Here is a 20,169-nt window from a genome sequence, read left to right as displayed (position 1 = left end):
GGCAGGGGAATAAGATTGGTTATCCGACTCCATTGGAGGGCTCATGGACCTGCCGATCGTCCTGTCCCATAAGACTGCCTGGCTGTACCACAACGTGGCGCGCCCGTCCGAGCCGCTCTCGCGAGCAAGCAGCCTATACGATGAGGACTCGCTTGCTAATGAGGCGGAGCCGATTGCGGACCTGCCCAAATTGGGACTCGATGCCAAGGGGCTGAGGGCTTCAACGGCAGTTGGGATCGTTACCGACTATCTGATTTCGCTTGGTATTCCACGAGAAGAGCTCGATCATATCGATACGCTCGTCAACTTCGATTTTGAGCGCTCGACGCCGGCTGGATTTAGGTGCCACGTGTTTGGAGCGCCGGTACCTCCAGGCCATCTTATCGAGGTGGCAGAGGACCTTCTAGTGGTTGATGAGGCCATGTGCTTTGTCCAAGCGGGTTCGTGGATGAGTGAGCCCGAGCAGTTGGAATATGGCTACGAAATCTGTGCCCGATACCATTTGAATCATCTGTCGACAGGCGATTATATCGAGATGGGGCAGAGGTATACCGTTGCCGACTTGATTGCCTATTGCAATGAGAACCGATCTCGTCAGGGGGCTATACGCGCGGCCGCCGCGCTCAAGCGCGTGCACGATGGCGCGCGGTCGCCCATGGAGACGGCCACCGCAATCATGGTCGTAGCAAAACGTTCCCAGGGCGGGCTGGGATACGCCAAGATCGAGCTCAACCATCGGGTCGATGTTCCCAACGAGTTCAAGTATCTCGCAAAGGCCGGGTATTTTGAGATCGACGTATATGCGCCTGCGAACGGTACGGGGATTGAATACAACGGCTCGGACCATCTTGATAAACAGCGCAGCGCGTCGGATGCGGAGCGTATGACCGTGCTGAGCGCGCTGGGCTTTAGGATGATCGTCCTCACCGGGACTCAGTTTGCCCACCAGCTGCAATTGCACCGGGCGATGAACGCTATCGCGCTCGCTATGGGCCTTAAGTGCGACCGAAGCGAAGTGTTCCAGAAACGTCAGAACGACCTGCGAGAATTCGTGATTCGGCACTGGGACGGCGGCCTCTAGGGGCGCTTTGGTCCTTCTACGGGGCGCTGCGGGCAGGCAAACCATCACAACATTCGACGTTTTTTGCCAAAATCGGGAAAAGCATCGAATGTTGTGATGGTTTGTGCTGAGGATGGGCTTGGAAAGTCCGTTTTGCTCGAAGCGACTCGTCCTGTCGTACGGGTGTCGGCATAATTCTCTCGTGGGGTATTATGTTTTCCGAAGAATAAAACGCCGCGTGAGGGGAGGGCTGCGTGGACGGGCACGTGCAACATGACGGCTTTGGCCGCGATATCAACTACCTGCGCATTGCCGTTACCGACAAGTGCAATTTCCGCTGCATTTACTGCATGCCGGCCGACGGCGTGGCGCCCCGTGCACACGACGAGCTGCTCAGCGCCGAGGAAATCGCCCGCTTTGTGCGCCTGGTGGCGGGGGAGGGTATTCGCCGCGTACGCCTGACGGGCGGCGAGCCGCTGGTCAGCCGCCGTATCATTCCGCTCATTCGCGACATCCGCGCGATCCCGCAGATCGAGGACATCTCGCTCACCACCAATGGCGCCCTGCTGCCCAAGCTGGCGCCGCAGCTCAAAGACGCCGGACTTAACCGCGTCAACATCTCGCTCGACACACTCGACCCTACGCTCTTTGGAAAGATCACGCGTCTGGGCCGGCTCGAGCAGACCATGGCCGGCATCGACGCGGCGCTGGCTTGGGGCTTTGAGCCCGTTAAGGTCAACTGCGTTGTGGTGCGCCGGCTCAACCAGGATGTGGCGGCCCTCGCACGGCTCACGCTCGACCGACCCATCCACCTGCGCTTTATCGAATACATGCCCATCGGCGACGAGCACACGAGCTCGCATTGCGCTGTGGACCCGCATGCGCCCGCGCTCAATCCCGAGCTGTGGGACGCGAGCGATACCGTGCCGAGCGATGAGCTGCGGGCGCGCATCAATGCCGGGGCCGCCGCGGTGGGTCTGGGCGAGCTCGAACCGCTCGACATCAACGACGCTCCTGCCGGCGCGGGCCCTGCGCGCTATTGGCACTTTCCGGGCGCGGCGGGAACGGTTGGCTTCATCAGCGCCATGTCCAACCATTTTTGCGCGAATTGCAACCGTCTGCGCCTGACGGCCGATGGCAACGTGCGTCCGTGCCTGTTCAGCGATGCCGAGTATTCGGTGCGCGATGCCCTGCGCCGTGGTGATGATATGCAGGTACTTTCGATTTGGCGCGATGCCGTGGCCCACAAACCGCAGGAACACGCGATAATTGAGGGCACGCAACGATTTATGTCCCAAATCGGAGGATGATCATATGGCCAAGAGCAGGTACGCCGATGCCACCAAGGCCGCTCGCAGGGCCGCGATGTCTGCCCACAAAGTCACGGCTGCGGCGAATGCTGGCAACGCCGACGCGTCCGCGCAGCCGACTTCCAGCGCTGCAGCCGAGCCCGCCCGCGACGCCCGTCGCGACGAGCTGACGCATGTGGACGCCAAGGGCGAGGTACGCATGGTCGACGTGTCCGACAAGGCCGAGACCCATCGCATTGCCATCGCCGAGGGCACTATCCTCATGCATCCCGAGACGCAGGCCATGGTGCTGCAGGACCGCGCCAAGAAGGGCGACGTGCTTGCCTGCGCGCGCGTGGCGGGCATTATGGCCATCAAACGCACGAGCGACATCATTCCCATGTGCCATCCGCTGCTCATTACCAAGAGCAAGTGCGACATTGCGCCCATCGCTGCGGCGGGGACGCCTGCCGAGGACGTGCCCGAGGGCTGGGCGCCGGCGCGCGCGGACGGACAGGTTGGCTTTCACGTGCTGGTTACGGCGGGCGTGACGGGTAAGACGGGTATTGAGATGGAGGCGCTGACTGGTGCGAGTGCCGCGTGCCTGACCATCTACGACATGTGCAAGGCCGTCGATCGCGGCATGGAGATCGTCGACGTGCGCCTGCTGCACAAGGAAGGCGGCCGCTCGGGTGTGTGGGACCGCGCCGAGCGCCAGGCCGCTGCTGTTGAGTCCGCGGCCGCTGACGGTGCCGCACCCGCAAGCGCGCCTGCCGCCGTCGCGTCCGCAGCTCCGGCCCCGGCCGTCCCCGCGATCGCGTTTATCGGCTACCAAAACTCGGGCAAGACCACGCTCGTCGAGAAGGTTATCGCCGAGCTCACCCGCCGCGGCCTGCGCGTGGGTTCGCTCAAACACCACGGGCACCACGGCTTTGATATCGACGTGCCCGCTAAGGACACCTGGTGCCATCACCAAGCCGGATCCAAGCACGTGGGCCTCATCTGCGCCACGCGCTGGGCGGAGTACGCCGACACACGCGAGGAGGACGAGATGCCCGCGCGCGAGCTGTTGTCGCGCTACAACGATGTCGACGTGGTGATCATTGAGGGCTACAAGACCGAGGGCTTCGACAACATCGTGGTCGCGCGCTCCGGTGTCGACCGTCTGCGCGGCAAGAGCTCGCTCGACCTGGTCGACGGTCACACGCTAGCCCTTGCCTGCAACGAAGCCCTGGCGCGTCAGGCCTTCGACGCCGGCTTTGCGACCCGAGCCATCAACATCAACGACGCCCGAGCCATCTGCGATCTGATCCAAGATCACCTTTAAGGCTTGACGCTGCGCTGTCATAACGTGCCAAAAGGGGACAGGTTTGTTTTGGCAGGTTTTATCTGGGCAAACGCCATTTCCACCACAAAGGGCCAGGCACCTTTGTGGTGGATTTTGCTTTAGTAGATGTGTGGGGCATGCCTTACAATCTACCAAGTAGTTCATACTGAGCGAAAAAAGGAGAGAAGGGTCCTGATGCGTCCTTAATGTTTCATGCGGACTGATTGATTTGATAGACGGTGGCGAATGCCCACCGCCCGTATTCGTATGAAACAAGGAGTCTCCATGCTCGCATCTCTTCTCTCAAAATCTCAACCTTCGCTGTCCGCGCAGGCTAAGCACCTGGTGGCAATGCGCTTCCTCATATATACCGGCTTTCAGACCAGTTATTTTATCGGCGTCATCGGAACGCTCACCTATGCAGACGATGCCTCGGTCGTCGCGACATCGCTGGCCGTTCTGTTTATGAACGTTTTCGTGATCCTGGGATCCTTTGCGGGTGGCGCGGAGCTCGACGCCTGGGGTCTGCGCCGCCATTTCTTGCTGAGCATCATCGGCGCGCTCGCAACCGGCATGTCAATCATCGCCTTTGGTAGCGCGACCGGCGTCGTCCTGCTCGGCGCGGTGTTTCTGGGCTTTACGATGGGATTCGCCCAGCCCATCGCCACGTCCTATCCGGCGTATCTCACCGACGACCCCGTCGAGCTCAAAGACATCAACTCCGCCATCGCCATGTTTTCAAACGTGAGTATCATCGTTGGCCCCACGCTGGGCGGCTTTGTCGCGGCGGCTGCGTCGTCGCGCACGGTGTTCGTGCTCATGATGCTCTTTACCGTGCTGGCGTTCGTCGTCGGTTGGGGCTTTAGGCCGCAGACCAGCCATGTCGCCGGGCATGCGGATGCCGATTCGACAGAGGAAGGGGAGCGTGCGGGACAAAGCTCCAACCCCAGCACGTCCGCCCGCGCCACCTTCGCAGGCAGCATCAAGACGGTCTTCACCAACAGCGTCCTCGCGCTACTTTTCTGCATCATTTTTCTTTCGAACTTTGGCTACGGAGCCTTCGATCCGCTCGAGTCGTTCTTCTACCGCGATGTCCTGCACGTCGGCGTTGAGTGGATGGGTTGGCTCTCGTCTGCTTCGGGCGTGGGCGCGGTGCTGGGTGCCGTGCTCGCGCTCCGCTTGCCGCCGCACCTGGTCAACCTTAAAACGCTGCTCGTGGCGCTCATGTCCGTGGGCCTGGGAAGTCTGCTCTATGTGGGGACACCGTACGTGGGCGTGGCCCTCATCGGCCAGATCGCCCTGGGCATAGCTTGGGGTGTCGTCAACCCGCTCCACAACACCATTGTGCAAACGACGGCTCCGCTCGAGCAGCTCGGTCGCGTGAACTCGGTCATGGGCTTTGGCAATATGTTCGCCGGCGTGGCCCCTCTGGCGATTGCCCCGTGGCTGGCGGCGACATTTGGCGTGCAGCAGACGCTCATTGGAGCAGGCATGGTCGTGACGGCAGTCCCCGCGGCGTTGCTGCTGTTTGGGCGCCGGCATTTTGATCGTGCCGCAAGGCAGTAAAGACCATCACAACATTCGGTAAAAATCGCGATTTTGCCGAAAAACGTCGAATGTTGTGATGGTTTGGCCCGCAAACGTCACTTCCACCACAAAGGGGCCAGGCGCCTTTGTGGTGGTTTTTGCTTTGACGGGCCGCGCCTGCGCCTTGGTATACCATGTACGCCGTTCACGAATACACCCCACACCGCCGCACGACCCAGAAAGGCCCCCATGGACACCACCTTCAGCCACATCAAAGCCGTGTTCTGCGATATCGACGGCACGCTGCTCGCGAGCCAGCACACGGTGTCCCCGCGCACCGTGGCGGCAATCCGCGCCCTGCGCGACCGTGGCGTGCTCTTTGGCCTGTGCACCGGGCGCGACGCCCACGCGACCGAGGCCATGTACGAGCTCTGGGGCATCGAAGGCCTGGTGGACGTGCTCGTGGGCTGCGGCGGCGCCGAGGTCATCGACCGTGCGCACGACATCAACGAGCTGAGCTATCCGCTGCCGGGCGAGACCATCGCGCGCATCTGCAAGCACATGGCGGACCTTCCGGCAACGCCTGTCTGCCCCCGAGACGGCGTGTTCTACGTGCCCGAGAGCAACGCGTGCGTCGAGCACCTGTCGCGCGTCGACGGCGTGCCCTACCAGGTGGTCGATTTTGCCGAGTTTTTGCGCGAGCCGCAGCCCAAGGTGATGTTTACCATGGCGCCCGAGGTAATGCCGCGGGTGATCGAGCGAGCATCGACGTTTGCCGATGACACTGTTAAGGCAGCGGCCCTGCAGACCACGCAGCGGCTCTACGAGTTTATGGATCCGCGTGTGTCCAAGACGCGCGGCCTTGTGCGCGTGGCGGAGCTCAACGACATGGAGCTCCAGGACATCTGCGTGTTTGGCGATGCCGATAACGACACCTGCATGGTGGCTGACGCCGGCGTGGGCGTGGCCATGGCAAACGGCAGCGATGCCACCCGTGCCGCCGCCGACTTTGTAACCGCCAGCAACGACGAAGACGGCATCGCGATCTTTATCGAGGAACATCTGCTGTAGCGCCGGGGCGGAACCACCACAAAGGGGGCAGGCATCTTTGTGGTGGCCTCAGGCGATTTGGGCGAAATGATGCCTAAAATCTGCGCGAAAATTCAAATATAGTTGTCTGAACATTACGCTTCTAACTACCAATGGGTTAAAGATATTCCCATCAATTTAGTAGTCTATTCCTCCCGGTTAATGACCTACCGTTCACAGGATGTTTGCTCTTGAGCAAAATGTTGTGCAAATAAATCTAATGCCATTAAAAAATAATAGGCAACTAAATTACCAGCAGAAACAAATAATAGATAGCGAATAAACGAAGGCAAATCCGAGCAAATGTCAAGAGAATTGAGAACTCACTACAAAACTATCGGTTTTATTTGCTCAGATATTTAAACAATCGTTATAATTGCATTACTAAACGAGCGCAATTACAGATTGCGCAGATACGTTTGATGGTGAAAGAGCAAGATCGCGGTCTCTTGGGGAGGAGACATCGATGAAAGCGAATTCGGACAAATCTAAGCAGAGTAATAAAGCGACGCGCCGTGTACTGGCAAGCGTTTTGTGCGGAGCCTCCGTTTTGAGCCTGGTACTGTCGCTCGTCATGCCTCCGATCTCGCAGGCCATTGCCAACGATGCCCAGGCGGTTTCTACCGAGGAAACTGTGATGGGGGGGGGTTCCTCAAGTGAGTCTACTGATGTAGACAACACCAACAGCGGGGATACCGAAAAAAACCAGAATAGTGACGAGACCGAGGGCGACGAGACTGGCGACGATGCCCAGCTTGAGGGACAGTCCGAGGAAGAGCAGCAGAACGAGGGTACAACGACTTCGGATGACAAAACCGTTGTCGCGGCTGCGGAAGGTGAGCAAGCCGGAACGGCTGCTGTGAAAATTAACAATGAAGCTGAGCTTAGCCAGAAACTTCAGGGCGTTGCGGAAAATCAGTCCGGCAGTTTTCAATTGATGCAGGACCTAGACTGCAACGGCGAAATCTTTCTCAATAAGAAAGGTAGCAATATCACCCTTGATCTTAATGGCTACAAAATAAAGCACTCGAGCAATGATAATAAGCCGCTTTTCAGTGTGAGCAATAGTGCCGAGTTTACAATCACGGATTCTAATCCGGGTGTGGATGAGATCAAAGGCACTCAGCCGCTGCAGGATCAAGGTCAGACTTTTACTAGCGAAAATTATGGCAAAAATGGCAAGGTCGACGACTATGACAACGATGACATCCCGACCACGCTCACCTATTACGTAACCAAGTCGTCCGCTAGCGGTACGAGCACGGCGGAAACGCTTGAAACACATACGGTCAACATCAAGGGTGCAATTGTCTCAACTGCGCCCACGGGTTCCGCGTTGAAGCTCATTAACGTCTACAATCACGGCAAGTTTAACCTTCGGGGCGGTACGCTTACGCAGAAAAAGGACTGCAATGTCGGCAGCCTCATCTATGCCGAGAACGGCTCCACCGTCAATATGAGCGGTGGCTACGTTTGCGGTGCAACCTCTAGGAGCCAAGGCGCAGGCATCGAACTCAAAGATGAAGGTACGACCCTTTATCTGACCGGTGGCGTGATCGCAGGCAACTACGCTCCCAATGGCGGCGGTGTGTACTCGAACGGCTCGAGCGTATCTATTTCGGAAAATGCGGTTATTTCGGGCAATGCGACGTTCAATGGGGAAAGCGATCAACCTGGCTATGGCGGCGGCATTATGGCCGTAGGCGGCATCGTGTCCGTTTCTGGTGGCTATATCACGAATAATAGAATGGCTAAATTCTGCAACAAGGATGGCAACGGTGACCATGGCGGCGCTGGGCTTGCTGCCAATAACGGCGCCAATGTCACTATTTCTGGTGGCCAGATTACCGGCAACTACTCCGAGGAAGCCGGCGGCGGTGTTTATGTCACGGATGTCAACCGTAATACTCAACCCCGTACGGGTATGGCGTGGCTGAAAATCACGGGAGGAATTATTGCCTCTAACGTGAGCTACCGATCTGAAGGTGCCGGCATTCGAGTGGGCCAGATGGTTGACGCGATGATTAACGGCACTGAAGACAATAATGTCTATATCACTAACAATCACTGCATGTCTCGCTTTGACTGGGGTGGCGGCGGCATCTTTGTTCAGGGAAACTCAGACCAAGGCAAGGAATATACTGCTGGTAGGCTATTCATATATAACTCGTACATTAGCGCCAATGAAGCTGGCGGCTACGGCGGTGGCGTTGCAGTCTGCCCCACGGGCAAGACGTTGGTAACGAACACTGAGGGCACGGCAATCTTTGGCAATTCGTCTGCCGGCGCTGAGTATGATGACGGAGATCGTTTTAAAGACGATTATAAATATGGTTACAACTCACAGAACAATACCGGCAATGAAGCTAAACCCCATCTTTCAGGTGGTGGTAGTGGCAAGAATCAAGATATAGATGCATACAAATCGAAGGTGTTTCGCGATAACGGTCATGCCGATTTCTTCCTTGCGGCAGCGGCTGGCCATCAGGAACCGCTTGCGGCGGTAATCGGCAAGATGCTCGGCGACGGAGACGCCAAGTATTCGGGAAGCAAAGAACGCAGCGATAACAAAGAACTCAGTGATAACGACGAACTCTATGAGGCTATCAAGATCCCTGCCAATGGCGGCGTGAAGATTTATCGGAGCGTCGGTCTGAAGTCGGATGTCAAAGTTGGAAGTGATGAAGCGAATAATGCGCAGAAAGCTGCCAGAACTTTCATCACGGGCAACTATTCCTGGGACCATGGTGGCGGCATCATGTCGAATGGCGACTTGTACCTAGGCGTGCCTGCGGATACGTACGTCTACCCGAGCCTTAAGCTGAAGGCGACCAAGAAGTTGGCCGGCCGTGAGCTTAAGGCTGGGGATTTCACCTTTACGGTCTACCGCAAGGATTCGAGTGATCCTATCGCTCGCGGGGTATTCACTCCTGACGCTTGCACCGAGGTTGGAACTGCGAGTAATGATGCAAGTGGCATCATCAAGTTTGACCTTGGTGAGCAGTTCATAGCGAACGGTACGACTGGCACGATTACATACTATTTGGTTGAAAATGCTGGCACTGATTCCGACATCACGTACGACCCGGCCGTGTACGAGATTACGGTTAAACTTGCAGAAGGCAAGCCAGATGTGCTCATGTCTGTTCCGATTCTGGATAATGCGACCGAGACCAAACAGCTTACAATCCATAACTACACGATCAATGGCATGACTGTAACCAAGCACTTCGGTGATTCAACTAGCGATCCGCGTCCTGTGCAGGCAGATTCTGACGGCTATTATTATGTGGTCGTTGGCTCCAATGGGGAAAAGACCTTCACCAACAAGTACAATCCGTACACTTCCAGCGGCTCTTGGACTCCTAAGGCGACTAAGGTCGTTGAGGGTGGCGAGATGAAAGAGTTTACGCTCGAGTTTGCGGATAACGAGAACTTCGATAAACCCATGACGGCTACGACCGACCCCGACGGCGAGATTACCACCACTGCCAGCGGCGACAAGTCCCAGACCCTGAGCTTCGCCGATGAGATTACGTACACACTTGCCGATCTCGTCAAGGGCACGGATCCCACGGGCCGCGGTGCAAGCAATACCTTTACTTATTACGTTCGCGAACAGCTGCCAACCACGCCGTTTACGAACTACACATACGACCAGTCGGTTTATCAGATTACGGTCAATGCGGTTGACGACTCTAACCACAAGATCAACATCTCTGCGACCTACAAGCAGATTCGGGATCGTGATGGCAAGCCAGTGACCACCGACACGCCCCACGACCTCACCGAGTCCACTCCCACCTTCACCAACACCTACTCCACCACATTGCCCCTTTCTGGTATGTCGGGCGTCACTCTGACGTACCTTGCCGGCGCGGCGGTGCTTTGCGCTGCTGCGGCCTGGATGCACATTCGTCGCAAGGCGAATGCGAAGGGAGGCGAGCGTCGTGAATAAGAAAGTTTGCTCCTTCCCGATCTTGTTTGCGCTGCTTGCCCTCGTGATCGGCACCTGCGCGGTTGTGTTCCCCGCATCCGCGCAGGCCGCGCCGACCTCGACCGGTTCCATCACGGTGAGCGGCACCGTGGCGAGCAGCTACGATGCCTACCAGATCTTTAGCGCCAACGTCGTCGACGGCGACAGCGACGCCAAGATCGCCACCGACCTCGCCTGGGTAAGCGACGCCGTGCGCGACGCCGCGCTGCCTGTGCTGCACAGCGCCGGCATGCCCAAATCCCAGACCACCGCGCAGGAAGCTGCCGAGTGGCTCAACACCGATTCCCACCTTACGAGCGCGCTGAGCGCACAGCTCGCTCGTTCCCTCCAGAGCTCTGGCGCCGAGCTCGTGGCCCTTAACGCGGGCACGACGGCCGAGCTGCCCTGCGGCTACTGGCTCATCGTCGCCGACGACGACGCCATCGCCCAGGACGAGGCCGGCACCGCGCCGATCATGGCCCTGGTGGGCGGCAGCACCGTCACCGTCAAGCCCAAGGCGGCGACCCCCAAGGTCGCCAAGCACGTGCTGGAGGACAGCACCGCCGCCTGGCAGAAGGCCACCGACGCCACGGTCGCCGACGACCTGTACTGGCGCCTCTCTGCCACGGTCCCGGCCGGGCTCACCGCCTACGACACCTATACGGTGCGGTTCGTCGACACCATGAGCGCGGGGCTCGACCCTTCCAGGGTGGCCGCGAGCATGCGCGTGTACGTGGCGGCGGGCGCGGACGGCGGCTTTGACGCCGTCTCGGCCGGCAAGGACGGTCGCGCCGGCACCGACCCCGCGAAGGGCTGGACCGATATCACGGCCCAGTGCGCCACCAAGGTAGCGGCCGACGGCAAGACCTTCACCGTGCGCACCGGCGACCTCATCGCCGCGCTCGGCGGGGCCGACGCCTTCACCGCGGGCGCCCGCGTGGTCGCCGTGTACAACGCACCGCTCAACAGCGCATGCAACCACGGCATCGCGAAGGGCAACCCCAACGAGGTCTACCTGCGCTACCCGCGCTCTCCCTTTGCCGACCAGTCCGGCGACGCCGGATTCACCCGCACGCCGAGCGACGATGCGTGCGCCTACACCTGGGATCTCGCGCTCACCAAGCGCGGCAGCGACGGCGACAAGCCGCTTGCCGGGGCGGTCCTGAGCATCATCGACGACCGCGGTCGCACGCTAGCGGCCGACGGCACGTGGGATGCAGAGGGCAAGGCCACCGTCACCACGGGCGAGGACGGCCGCGTGACCGTCTCGGGCGTGGACTCGGGCAAGCTGGAGGTCCGCGAGCTTAAGGCGCCCAAGGGCTACACCGTCTTTAAGGGCACGCGCTCTGTGACGGTCAAGGCCGAGGGCCTGGACGTCGACCAGGTGGCCGCCGCCAAGCCCAAACTCACCATCACGGCCGAGTCGCCCCTGCGCGCCGACAGCGCGGACGGGTCGACGGGCAGCCTGGAGGCGTCGCTCATCAACACGCCCACCGGCACACCCCCTAGCATTACCACCGGAGGCTTTATGCCCTCGACTGGCGATATGGCAATGTACGCCGCGGCCGCCGCAGCGGTCGCCGGAGCCGCGCTCATTGTGGTCGCGCTCCTGGTCAAGCGGGGAGGTGGCAGCCATAAAGAGTAGCTGGCAGCCCCACAGAGAGCGGGGCGAGACGTAGCGAAGTAGATGTTAAGACACAGACAGATAATGACCGATCGAATGAGTTACGAAGTAGAAAGCAGAGGAAAGAAGATGCACATGAACAAGAACATCGCACGCCTGGCAGTAACCGCCGGCCTCACAGCAGCGCTGAGCTTCGGCGGAGTCATGGCCCCGGTGACCATGGCGTTTGCTGAGGGCACGCCGAGGGTGGCCCAGAGCGGCAACGTGACGATTACGGAGGATATCTACAAGGATACGACCTTTAAGGGAATCCAAATTTTCTCGGCGAAGGTCACGCAAGACCAGAAGGATGATGGTACCTGGGACTCCACTGCGGAGAAGACGCTTTCCGATATCGATTGGGCAAGTGATCCCGTAAAGCGCGCAGTGACTACGGCATTTAATAACGATGACCCCAAGCCTGATGGCTTGCCGACTGGCGAAGATGCTGAATCTGCTCAGGCGTGGGCTCAGTTCATCAAAAAGCACGAGAACGAAGTTGTGAATAAAAACGTCAAGGCCGGAATCGTGCTCGACAAGATCGCTGCTGCTGTTGAGAAGGCGAACATTCCTGAAGGCAATAACGGCTGGCTAAATGCTGACAACACCGGTTCTTTTAGTAACTTGCCTACTGGTTACTGGCTCTTCGTGACTAAGAGTGTCGGCAAGGATGCTAATGCTGAAAAGGGTAACACGGACACCTTCAGTTCGCCCATTTTCGCCGTTGTGGGCGGTTCCGCTGAGAACTTAACTCCCAAGAAGCAGGTCCCCACTGTAACCAAGGCCGTCAAGGATGACAAAGAAGGCGGCTCTTTTGGCGATAATGTGTTCACGAATCCCAACATGGCTGCGGACTCCCGAATGGATCAGTTTATCGATTATCAGCTTACCGGTACCGTTGCGGGTAACATCGACACTTACAGCACCTACAGGTACACCTTCACGGATAATCTTCCCAAATCCATGACGCCTAGTCTTGGGGCTGACGGCAAGACGCCAGTTGTTAAGGTCAAAATTGGCAATACCGAGGTTAAGACCGGCTACACTGCCAAGTACGATAGCGACACGCTGACTGTCGACTTCCTTAATCTCAAGAATTGCACGGCTGAGGGTGGCACTCCTATCTTGCTGAACGGCAACTCTAAGGTGACCGTTGAGTACCAGGCCAAGCTCGACTCTAGCAAGGTTTGCAATACTGACGGTTCGCTCAAGTCAGGATTCAGCAGTTTGCTCGGTACCGCACAGAAGAATACGGTTAAGCTTACCTACTCCAACAACCCGCACGGTGAAGGTGAAGGCACTACGGTTGACCATCCTGCCTATGACTACACCTATGGTATCGATGTTACCAAGGTCGGTAGCGACGAGGATGAGGCTGGCAAGCCTAAGAAGCTCGAGGGCGTTGAGTTCACGCTGCAGGAGAAGGATGATACGAACAACTTTATCAAGGCGGATGGTACCAAGACGAAGGATAGCGAGCAGGCTAAGCTGAAGACCGACGCAAACGGTAAGATCAACGTCGTTGGTCTTGATGAGGGTACTTACGTCCTTACGGAGGTCAAACCGGCGCCTGGATATAACAACTCCCACAGCGCTGGCATCACGTTCACCATTACTCGCGGGACGCTTCCGGCAGACGATACGACTGTTGTTAACCCGGGCTGCACTCTTGCTGCTGGTACTGATGAGAATCTCGTCAAGGTGGCTCAAACTAATACCGAGGCCGCTGACGGCAAGGTACACCTCACTGTCACCGACCAGAAGGGCACCGGCCTTCCCCTCACCGGCCTCAACGGCGTGACCTTCACTTGGATCGCTGGTGGCGCGGTGCTGTGCATCGGCGTGGCGCACCTTATCCGCAGCCGTAAGCAGGCCGAGGAGTCCGAGCAGGAGTAACGCTCACTCACCCATCCCTTTGGCAGGTGGGATGTGATGGCCATGAGACTTGCGGACACTTTTCTCGTCCATTGACGTTCTTGCTTTGCCATTCTATTTTCGGGGCAGACTCCGCACTGGAGTTTGCCCCGTTCTTTTTGGACAACGCAGGCAGCCTCCACCGTCCGGTGCGGACTCATCCGTCATCGCGTTTTTTGACTCGTATGAGGTTCGGTTTAAGGTCCGTAGGCGCACGCGCGGTGCGGACGGTTCTCGGCGTTTGCGCCGCAAGCGCAAATAAAAACGGCCGGGGTTGCAGCCCGGCCGTTTAACACGTTAGAAAACTAGGCTGCCCGCGCTCCTTAACACTTACGCGGGATGCGTCGTTTTCTATAAACATTGTATCCCGAATCGCTCAGTTGATTCGAGATATTTTGAAAACTCAAATACGGGCCTATGCCTGATAGAAATCTCGTTATTTCCTAAAATTATGTATAATTCCAATATTAACTGGAACTAAACGAAAAAGATGGAAATGAACGAAGCGCTTGCCTACTTACAAGAAGCACTGGGTCTCTCCGCCAAGGCTAAAACTTGGCCTGGATCCGCACACTTGCCGCTGCATCTGCGGTCGATTGAGGTCCGCGCCGTTGACGCAAATGGTTTTTCTTTTTTGCTTGCAAGTTTGCCTACTGGCGTCAGGCTTCCCGAGGCTAAGAGAGTCTATAGCCAGCTAGCCTTGCGTGCGGAGGCTCCTGTCGTCGTTTCGTTTCCTGATGCCGATGCGCGCCAACGCAAGGCATTGGTCGCACAAGGAATCCCCTTTGTTTGCCCTGGTAGGCAGGCCTTTCTTCCATTTATGGGCGCGGCCTGCACGGAGAGGGGTGGCACTAGATTTCATAATCGCGCGACCAAGATGTCGCCCAACGCGCAGGCTGCCGCAATCTGGGGAGCAGGGCAGGAGTCATATCATTCCGATGACCTTTGTCGTGCGCTTGGGATTTCGGCAAGCCGCGCGAGTGAGGCCATAACCGAGCTTGTAGACAGGGGGCTCGCAAGGCGCGAGCGGCGCGAACGGCGTGTCATTGTGTTTCCCGTGGCCGTGGATTTTCTGCTCAATGAGCACATGGCAGAGCTTTCCTCGCCTGTCTCGAAGGTTATTTTTGCAAGGAAGGCACCACGGATCGACCGTCTCACTGACGCTGGCGAGACGGCGCTCGCTGCGCGTTCGATGCTCGCTGCGCCGGGTATAGAGCAAAAGGCTGTCTTAAGAAGTGCATGGCGTGAGCTGCGTGACCTTGAAGTCGCAGAAGGGGAACTGCCAGACAGCGAAACGGCGATGATCCAAGTGTGGCGCTATGCGCCCGTGTTTGCCGACTCCTCCCGTATCGACGACATTTCACTTGCGCTATCTTTGGCGGCAATCGACGATGAGCGAATTCAGCTCGAAGTCGATCGTCTGTTTGGAAAGGAATATTCATGGCAGGAAGCGCTGTAGAAGGTCTCTAAGAATTCCGACCGTAGGCGGTGCTTCGGTCCTGGCTGCGTTGTCCGGGATAGGGGCTCGCGAATCGGCTATTATTTGTTTAGACAACTTGAGCTGTAGAGGAGTGATCGACGATGGCGCAGGGTGCCAAACACATGAAGAGCGATGACGCCGCGACCAACGGCGGCTCAAGCCCGCAACCCAAGCCCAAGGGTGGTAAGCGTCGTCGCAAGCGACTACCGCGCTGGGCCGACCGGCTTATCACCATCGTCATCATCCTTATTGGCGTGGGCCTTATGACCTGGCCGTGGATCTTGGACCGGCTCGAGGCCTCGGGCGTGTTCAACCAGATCAGCACCGTGTCCAGCACCGTGGACGCGCTATCGGAAGAGGAGCGCGAGCGCATCCTGCTTCAGGCGCGCTCCTTTAACGAGCAGCTAGCCGGCGAGGCCACCGAGCTTCCCGTCGACCAGATCGAGCCCTACGATCAGCAGCTTATCTTTGACCGCGACCCCATGATGAGCTGGGTCGAGATCCCCTCCATCGACGTGAGCATGCCCATCTACCATGGCACGAGCGAGGAAGTCCTTATGGCGGGCGTCGGTCACCTGGAGGGCACGAGCCTGCCGGTGGGCGGCACCTCGACGCATTGCGTGCTCACCGCGCACTCGGGCATGCGCAACCTGAGCATGTTCGACGACATTCACTCGCTGGAGCCCGGCGACCTGGTGCTGCTGCACACCATGAACAAGACGCTCGCCTACAAGATGGTGGACTCCGAGGTCGTGCTGCCCGAGGAGATGGAGTCGCTGACCATTGAGCCCGGAGCCGACAAGGTGACGCTCGTCACCTGCACGCCCTACGGCGTGAACGACCACCGTCTACTGGTGCATTGCGTGCGCACCAAGTACAACAAGAAGGACGTCGACAAGCAAAAGTCGCTGGCCGGCCGCCACTGGGGCAAGCGCGAGTTTGCCGTGCTCATCGTGGTCGTGGCCATCCTGCTGTTGCTGCTGGACATCGTGGTCCACGCGATCCGAAAACGCCGCAAGGCCAAGGCCTCGGCATAGCCATTGTTCAGAACCACCACAATGGGGACAGGCACCTTTGTGGTGCTCAGGGCTCCCAAACCGTCCCAACATTCGACGAAAATCGCGATTTTGGCGAAAAGCATCGAATGTTGGGACGGTTTTCGTCGTGGGCGGGACGGTTTTCGCCGCAGGTCCGCCGAACCACGCCCTGCCGTCCCGCCGCCCTCGTTACGTTTTCGCTGCATTTGGGTAAAGCGCCTGCTCCAAGCGGCGTTGCCCTGTATACTAGAGCGGTTTATCTGTTATGCGGAAGGGAGCGCCTATGGCACTCAGCGAGAAAGACGTGCGCGGCATCGCCGAGTACGCAAAGATCGCACTGACCGATGACGAGCTCACCCAGATGACGTCCTACATGAACGACGCCGTCCAGATGCTCGAGCCCGTCTTGCAATATGACTTGCCCGACGTGGAGCCCACGTTCCATCCCATCGGAAGCCTGTCCAACGTGATGGGCGACGACCTGCGCGAGCCCGAGCGCGACCTGCCGCTCGACGTCGCGCTGGAAAACGCCGGCAGCGCGCGTGACCGCTACTTCCGCGTGCCGTCCATTTTGGGAGAGGGGGAGAGCGAGTAATGGCTCAGAGCTTCGATTCCCTTACCGCCGCCCAGATCGCCGCGGGCGTTGCCGCCGGCGACTTTACCGCTACCGAGGTAGCCCAGGCCTCCCTTGCCGCCATCGAGGCACGCGAGGGCGGGGTCCAGGCATTCCTGCAGGTGTCGCCCGAGCTTGCGCTCGAGGCCGCCGCGCGCGTGGATGCCGACCGTGCCGCCGGAAAGCCGCTGCCCCCGCTCGCGGGCGTGCCGCTGGCCATCAAGGACAACATGAACCTCGTGGGCACGCGCACTACCTGCGCTTCCCGCATGCTCGAGAACTACCAGAGCGTCTACACTGCCACCTGCGTTCAGCGCATGCTCGACGCCGGCTGCCTGCCTATGGGCAAGGTCAACATGGACGAGTTCGCCTTCGGTAGCTCTACCGAGAGCTCGGCCTTCCACCGCACCAACAACCCCTGGGATACCGAGCGCGTGCCCGGCGGCTCCTCGGGCGGCTCTGCTGCCGCCGTCGCTGCGGGCGAGGTCGCGCTCTCGCTGGGATCGGACACCGGCGGCTCCATCCGCCAGCCGGCGTCGCTGTGCGGCGTGGTGGGCTTTAAGCCCACGTATGGTGCCGTGAGCCGTTACGGAGTGGTCGCCTTTGGCTCTTCGCTCGACCAGGTGGGCCCCTTCGGCCGCACGGTCGAGGACGTCGCGCTGGCCATGAACGCGCTTACCGGCGCGGGCCACGATCCGTACGACTGCACCAGCCAGGATTGTGCCGTCGACTTTACCGAGCACCTCAATGACAGCATCGAGGGCAAGCGCGTGGGCATCATCCCCGCGTTTATGGAGGCCGAGGGCCTGACGCCCGAGGTCAAGGCCGCTGTTCAGCGCGCCGCCCAGGAACTGCAGAATCAGGGTGCCGAGCTGGTCGAGGTCGACCTGCCGCATCTGGACGCCGCCATCGCCGCCTACTACGTCATCGGCCCGGCCGAGGCGTTTTCCAACCTGGCCCGCTTCGACGGCATTCGCTATGGCTACCAGGAGGAGGGCTGCGCCAACCTGTCCGACCAGAGCTCGCTCTCGCGCGCCCACGGCTTTGGTGCCGAGGCCAAGCGCCGTCAGATGCTCGGCGCCTACCTGCTGAGCTCGGGCGTGTACGACAAGTACTACTACGCCGCGCAGAAGGCCCGTACGCTCATCACGCAGGACTACGACGCCGCGTATGCCAAGGTGGACACGATCCTGATGCCCGCCTCGCCGCGCACGGCCTTTAAGTTTGGCGAGATCAGCGACCCCACGCAGATGTACCTCTCCGACCTGTACACCATTTCGCTCAACATTTGCGGCAACGGCGGCATCTCGGTGCCGCTGGGCCTGGGCGAGGACAGCAAGCTGCCCGTTTCTGCCCAGCTGGTGGGACCTGCCTTTAAGGACCGTCAGCTGCTCACGTTTGCCCGCGCCCTGGAGCGCGGCTTTGCCGATGCCGCCACGGGTGCGCCCGCGCTTTCCGTCGCGCCCGATTTTGCCGGGAAGGGAGGCGAGCTGTAATGAAGGAGCTTTCCGAGGTCCTGCAGGATTGGGAGGCCGTGATCGGCCTGGAGATCCACACCGAGCTCACCGCACTCGACACTAAGATGTTCTGCAACTGCAAGCTCAGCCACGATGACGAGCCCAACGCCAACGTGTGCCCGGTGTGCCTTGGCCTGCCCGGCGCCCTGCCGGTGCCCAACAAGCGCGCCATCGAAAGCATCGTCAAGGCAGGTCTCGCCACCAACTGCGAGATCCAGCGCCACTCGATGTTCTACCGCAAGCACTACTTCTATCCCGACATGGCCAAGAACTTCCAGACCACGCAGGGTCCGGTCGCCTTTGCCATGTACGGCCATCTGGACCTGGATGTGACCGGTCGCGGTGCCACCGAGCGCCCCGACTGCGCGTTTGGCGAGGCCGAGGCTCAGAGTCTGGCGAGCGCCTCCGCCAACGCCGAGGGCCTGTCCACGTCCATGACGTCGACCATGCGCGAGGGCAACCAGCGTGCCGGTCACTTGGCCAGCTACGACGCGTCCAACCTGCAGATGCCCGAGCGCCGCGAGGACGGTTCCTACACGGTGCCCATCCGCATCCTGCGCATCCACATGGAGGAGGACGCCGCCAAGATGGTGCACGTGGGCGGTGCCGAAGGCCGCATTACCGCCGCGGCCGAGTCGCTCGTCGACTACAACCGCTGCGGCACGCCTTTGATTGAGCTCGTGACTGAGCCCGACTTGCGTACGCCCGAGGAAGCGCGCCTGTTTATGGAGAAGCTCCGTCGCATCTTTGTGACGCTGGGCATTTCGGACTGCTCCATGGAGAAGGGTTCCATGCGCTGCGACGGCAACGTGTCGCTGCGCCGCCGCGGCGAGACCAAGCTGGGCACCAAGACCGAGCTCAAGAACCTCAACTCGTTTAAGAGCCTGCATGACGGCCTTGCCTACGAGATCTGCCGCCAGGCCGAGGTGCTCGAGGAGGGCGGCATCATCTATCAGGAGACCCGCCACTGGGAGCCCAGCCGCAAGCGCACCGTGGTCATGCGTGTGAAGGAAACGGCCGACGACTATCGTCTGTTCCCCGACCCCGATCTGGCGCCCTTCGATCTGGACGACGAGTTTATCGACCGTTGCCGTGGCGAGATTCCCGAGCTGCCCGATGCCAAGCGCGCCCGTTTTGAGGCCGACTTTGGCATTAAGACGGCCGACGCCGAGCAGATTGCCGGCGACCCGGAGTTTGCCGACTTCTTTGAGGCCGCCGCTGCCGGTATGGCCGGCAAGGAGGCCCAGACGGTCGCAAACCTGCTGGTCAACGAGATGATCGCCTATCTTAAGAGCGTGGGCGTCTCGCTGGCCGAGTCCGGCATCGCGCCGGCCCAGGTGGCAGCTCTTGCCAAGCTACTGGCGACCGATGCCATCAGTTCCAACCAGGCGCACGAGGTCTTTGAGGCCATGGCCCAAACTGGCGACGACCCCAACAAGATCGTCGACGAGCGCGGCATGCGCCAGGTGAGCGATGCCGGCGCGCTGCAGCCGATCGTGGACGAGGTACTGGCAAACTGTGCCGAGCAGGCGCAGCAGTATCGTGACGGCAACCAGAAGGTCATCGGCTTTTTGGTGGGCCAGTGCATGAAGGCGAGCCGCGGCAAGGGCAACCCGAAGCTCTTCAACGAGTTGCTGAGAACGTCGCTCTCGTAAGCGGGAACCGAGGGGCCGGGCG

The 20,169-nt window shown here is 59.6% G+C and carries 13 protein-coding genes; all 13 read left to right on the top strand.

Features of this window, described 5'->3' with window-relative positions:
* Nucleotides 1-43: 43 nt before the first annotated feature.
* The 13 genes from AB5Z14_RS06335 (at nt 44) to gatB (ending at nt 20,147) form a co-directional block, all read left to right on the top strand.
* Nucleotides 44-1,081, top strand: coding sequence for a putative endonuclease domain-containing protein (locus AB5Z14_RS06335; RefSeq protein WP_368130764.1), 1,038 nt, complete (start codon nt 44-46; stop codon nt 1,079-1,081).
* 233 nt (nt 1,082-1,314) lie between these two features.
* Nucleotides 1,315-2,370: a GTP 3',8-cyclase MoaA gene (gene moaA / locus AB5Z14_RS06330; RefSeq protein ID WP_368130762.1), complete on the top strand. Its 1,056-nt coding sequence runs from the start codon at nt 1,315-1,317 to the stop codon at nt 2,368-2,370.
* Nucleotides 2,371-2,374: 4 nt separating this feature from the next.
* Nucleotides 2,375-3,676: a molybdopterin-guanine dinucleotide biosynthesis protein B gene (gene mobB / locus AB5Z14_RS06325; RefSeq protein WP_368130761.1), complete on the top strand. Its 1,302-nt coding sequence runs from the start codon at nt 2,375-2,377 to the stop codon at nt 3,674-3,676.
* Between the two features lie 285 nt (nt 3,677-3,961).
* Nucleotides 3,962-5,242 (top strand): MFS transporter, encoded by a 1,281-nt coding sequence (locus AB5Z14_RS06320; RefSeq protein ID WP_368130759.1) that lies wholly within the window; start codon nt 3,962-3,964, stop codon nt 5,240-5,242.
* A gap of 210 nt (nt 5,243-5,452) precedes the next feature.
* A complete protein-coding gene (locus tag AB5Z14_RS06315) occupies nt 5,453-6,274 on the top strand; it encodes an HAD family hydrolase (protein ID WP_368130758.1) in 822 nt (273 codons plus the stop codon).
* A 484-nt stretch (nt 6,275-6,758) separates the two neighbouring features.
* Complete coding sequence (locus AB5Z14_RS06310) at nt 6,759-10,250, top strand: Spy0128 family protein (protein WP_368130756.1); 3,492 nt, start codon at nt 6,759-6,761, stop codon at nt 10,248-10,250.
* Nucleotides 10,243-11,913: a SpaA isopeptide-forming pilin-related protein gene (locus AB5Z14_RS06305; protein WP_368130755.1), complete on the top strand. Its 1,671-nt coding sequence runs from the start codon at nt 10,243-10,245 to the stop codon at nt 11,911-11,913. Before AB5Z14_RS06310 ends, AB5Z14_RS06305 begins: the two co-directional genes overlap by 8 nt.
* A 114-nt stretch (nt 11,914-12,027) precedes the next feature.
* Complete coding sequence (locus AB5Z14_RS06300) at nt 12,028-13,827, top strand: SpaA isopeptide-forming pilin-related protein (protein ID WP_368130754.1); 1,800 nt, start codon at nt 12,028-12,030, stop codon at nt 13,825-13,827.
* A 514-nt stretch (nt 13,828-14,341) separates the two neighbouring features.
* Nucleotides 14,342-15,304: a hypothetical protein gene (locus tag AB5Z14_RS06295; RefSeq protein WP_368130753.1), complete on the top strand. Its 963-nt coding sequence runs from the start codon at nt 14,342-14,344 to the stop codon at nt 15,302-15,304.
* Nucleotides 15,305-15,426: 122 nt separating this feature from the next.
* The gene (locus AB5Z14_RS06290; protein ID WP_368130752.1) at nt 15,427-16,362 is read left to right on the top strand and encodes a class C sortase; all 936 of its coding nucleotides are present in this window, start codon (nt 15,427-15,429) and stop codon (nt 16,360-16,362) included.
* Nucleotides 16,363-16,645: 283 nt separating this feature from the next.
* Nucleotides 16,646-16,957: an Asp-tRNA(Asn)/Glu-tRNA(Gln) amidotransferase subunit GatC gene (gatC, locus tag AB5Z14_RS06285; RefSeq protein ID WP_055250987.1), complete on the top strand. Its 312-nt coding sequence runs from the start codon at nt 16,646-16,648 to the stop codon at nt 16,955-16,957.
* A complete protein-coding gene (gene gatA / locus AB5Z14_RS06280; RefSeq protein WP_368130750.1) occupies nt 16,957-18,471 on the top strand; it encodes an Asp-tRNA(Asn)/Glu-tRNA(Gln) amidotransferase subunit GatA in 1,515 nt (504 codons plus the stop codon). Before gatC ends, gatA begins: the two co-directional genes overlap by 1 nt.
* Nucleotides 18,471-20,147, top strand: coding sequence for an Asp-tRNA(Asn)/Glu-tRNA(Gln) amidotransferase subunit GatB (gene gatB, locus AB5Z14_RS06275; protein WP_368130749.1), 1,677 nt, complete (start codon nt 18,471-18,473; stop codon nt 20,145-20,147). The genes gatA and gatB overlap by 1 nt, the downstream gene beginning before the upstream one ends.
* Nucleotides 20,148-20,169: the final 22 nt, after the last annotated feature.

The organism is Collinsella aerofaciens (assembly GCF_040910265.1).
Lineage (GTDB): Bacteria > Actinomycetota > Coriobacteriia > Coriobacteriales > Coriobacteriaceae > Collinsella > Collinsella aerofaciens_BK.
Note: the sequence above shows the minus strand (reverse complement) of the source record. Positions and strands in the feature narration are given on the sequence as shown.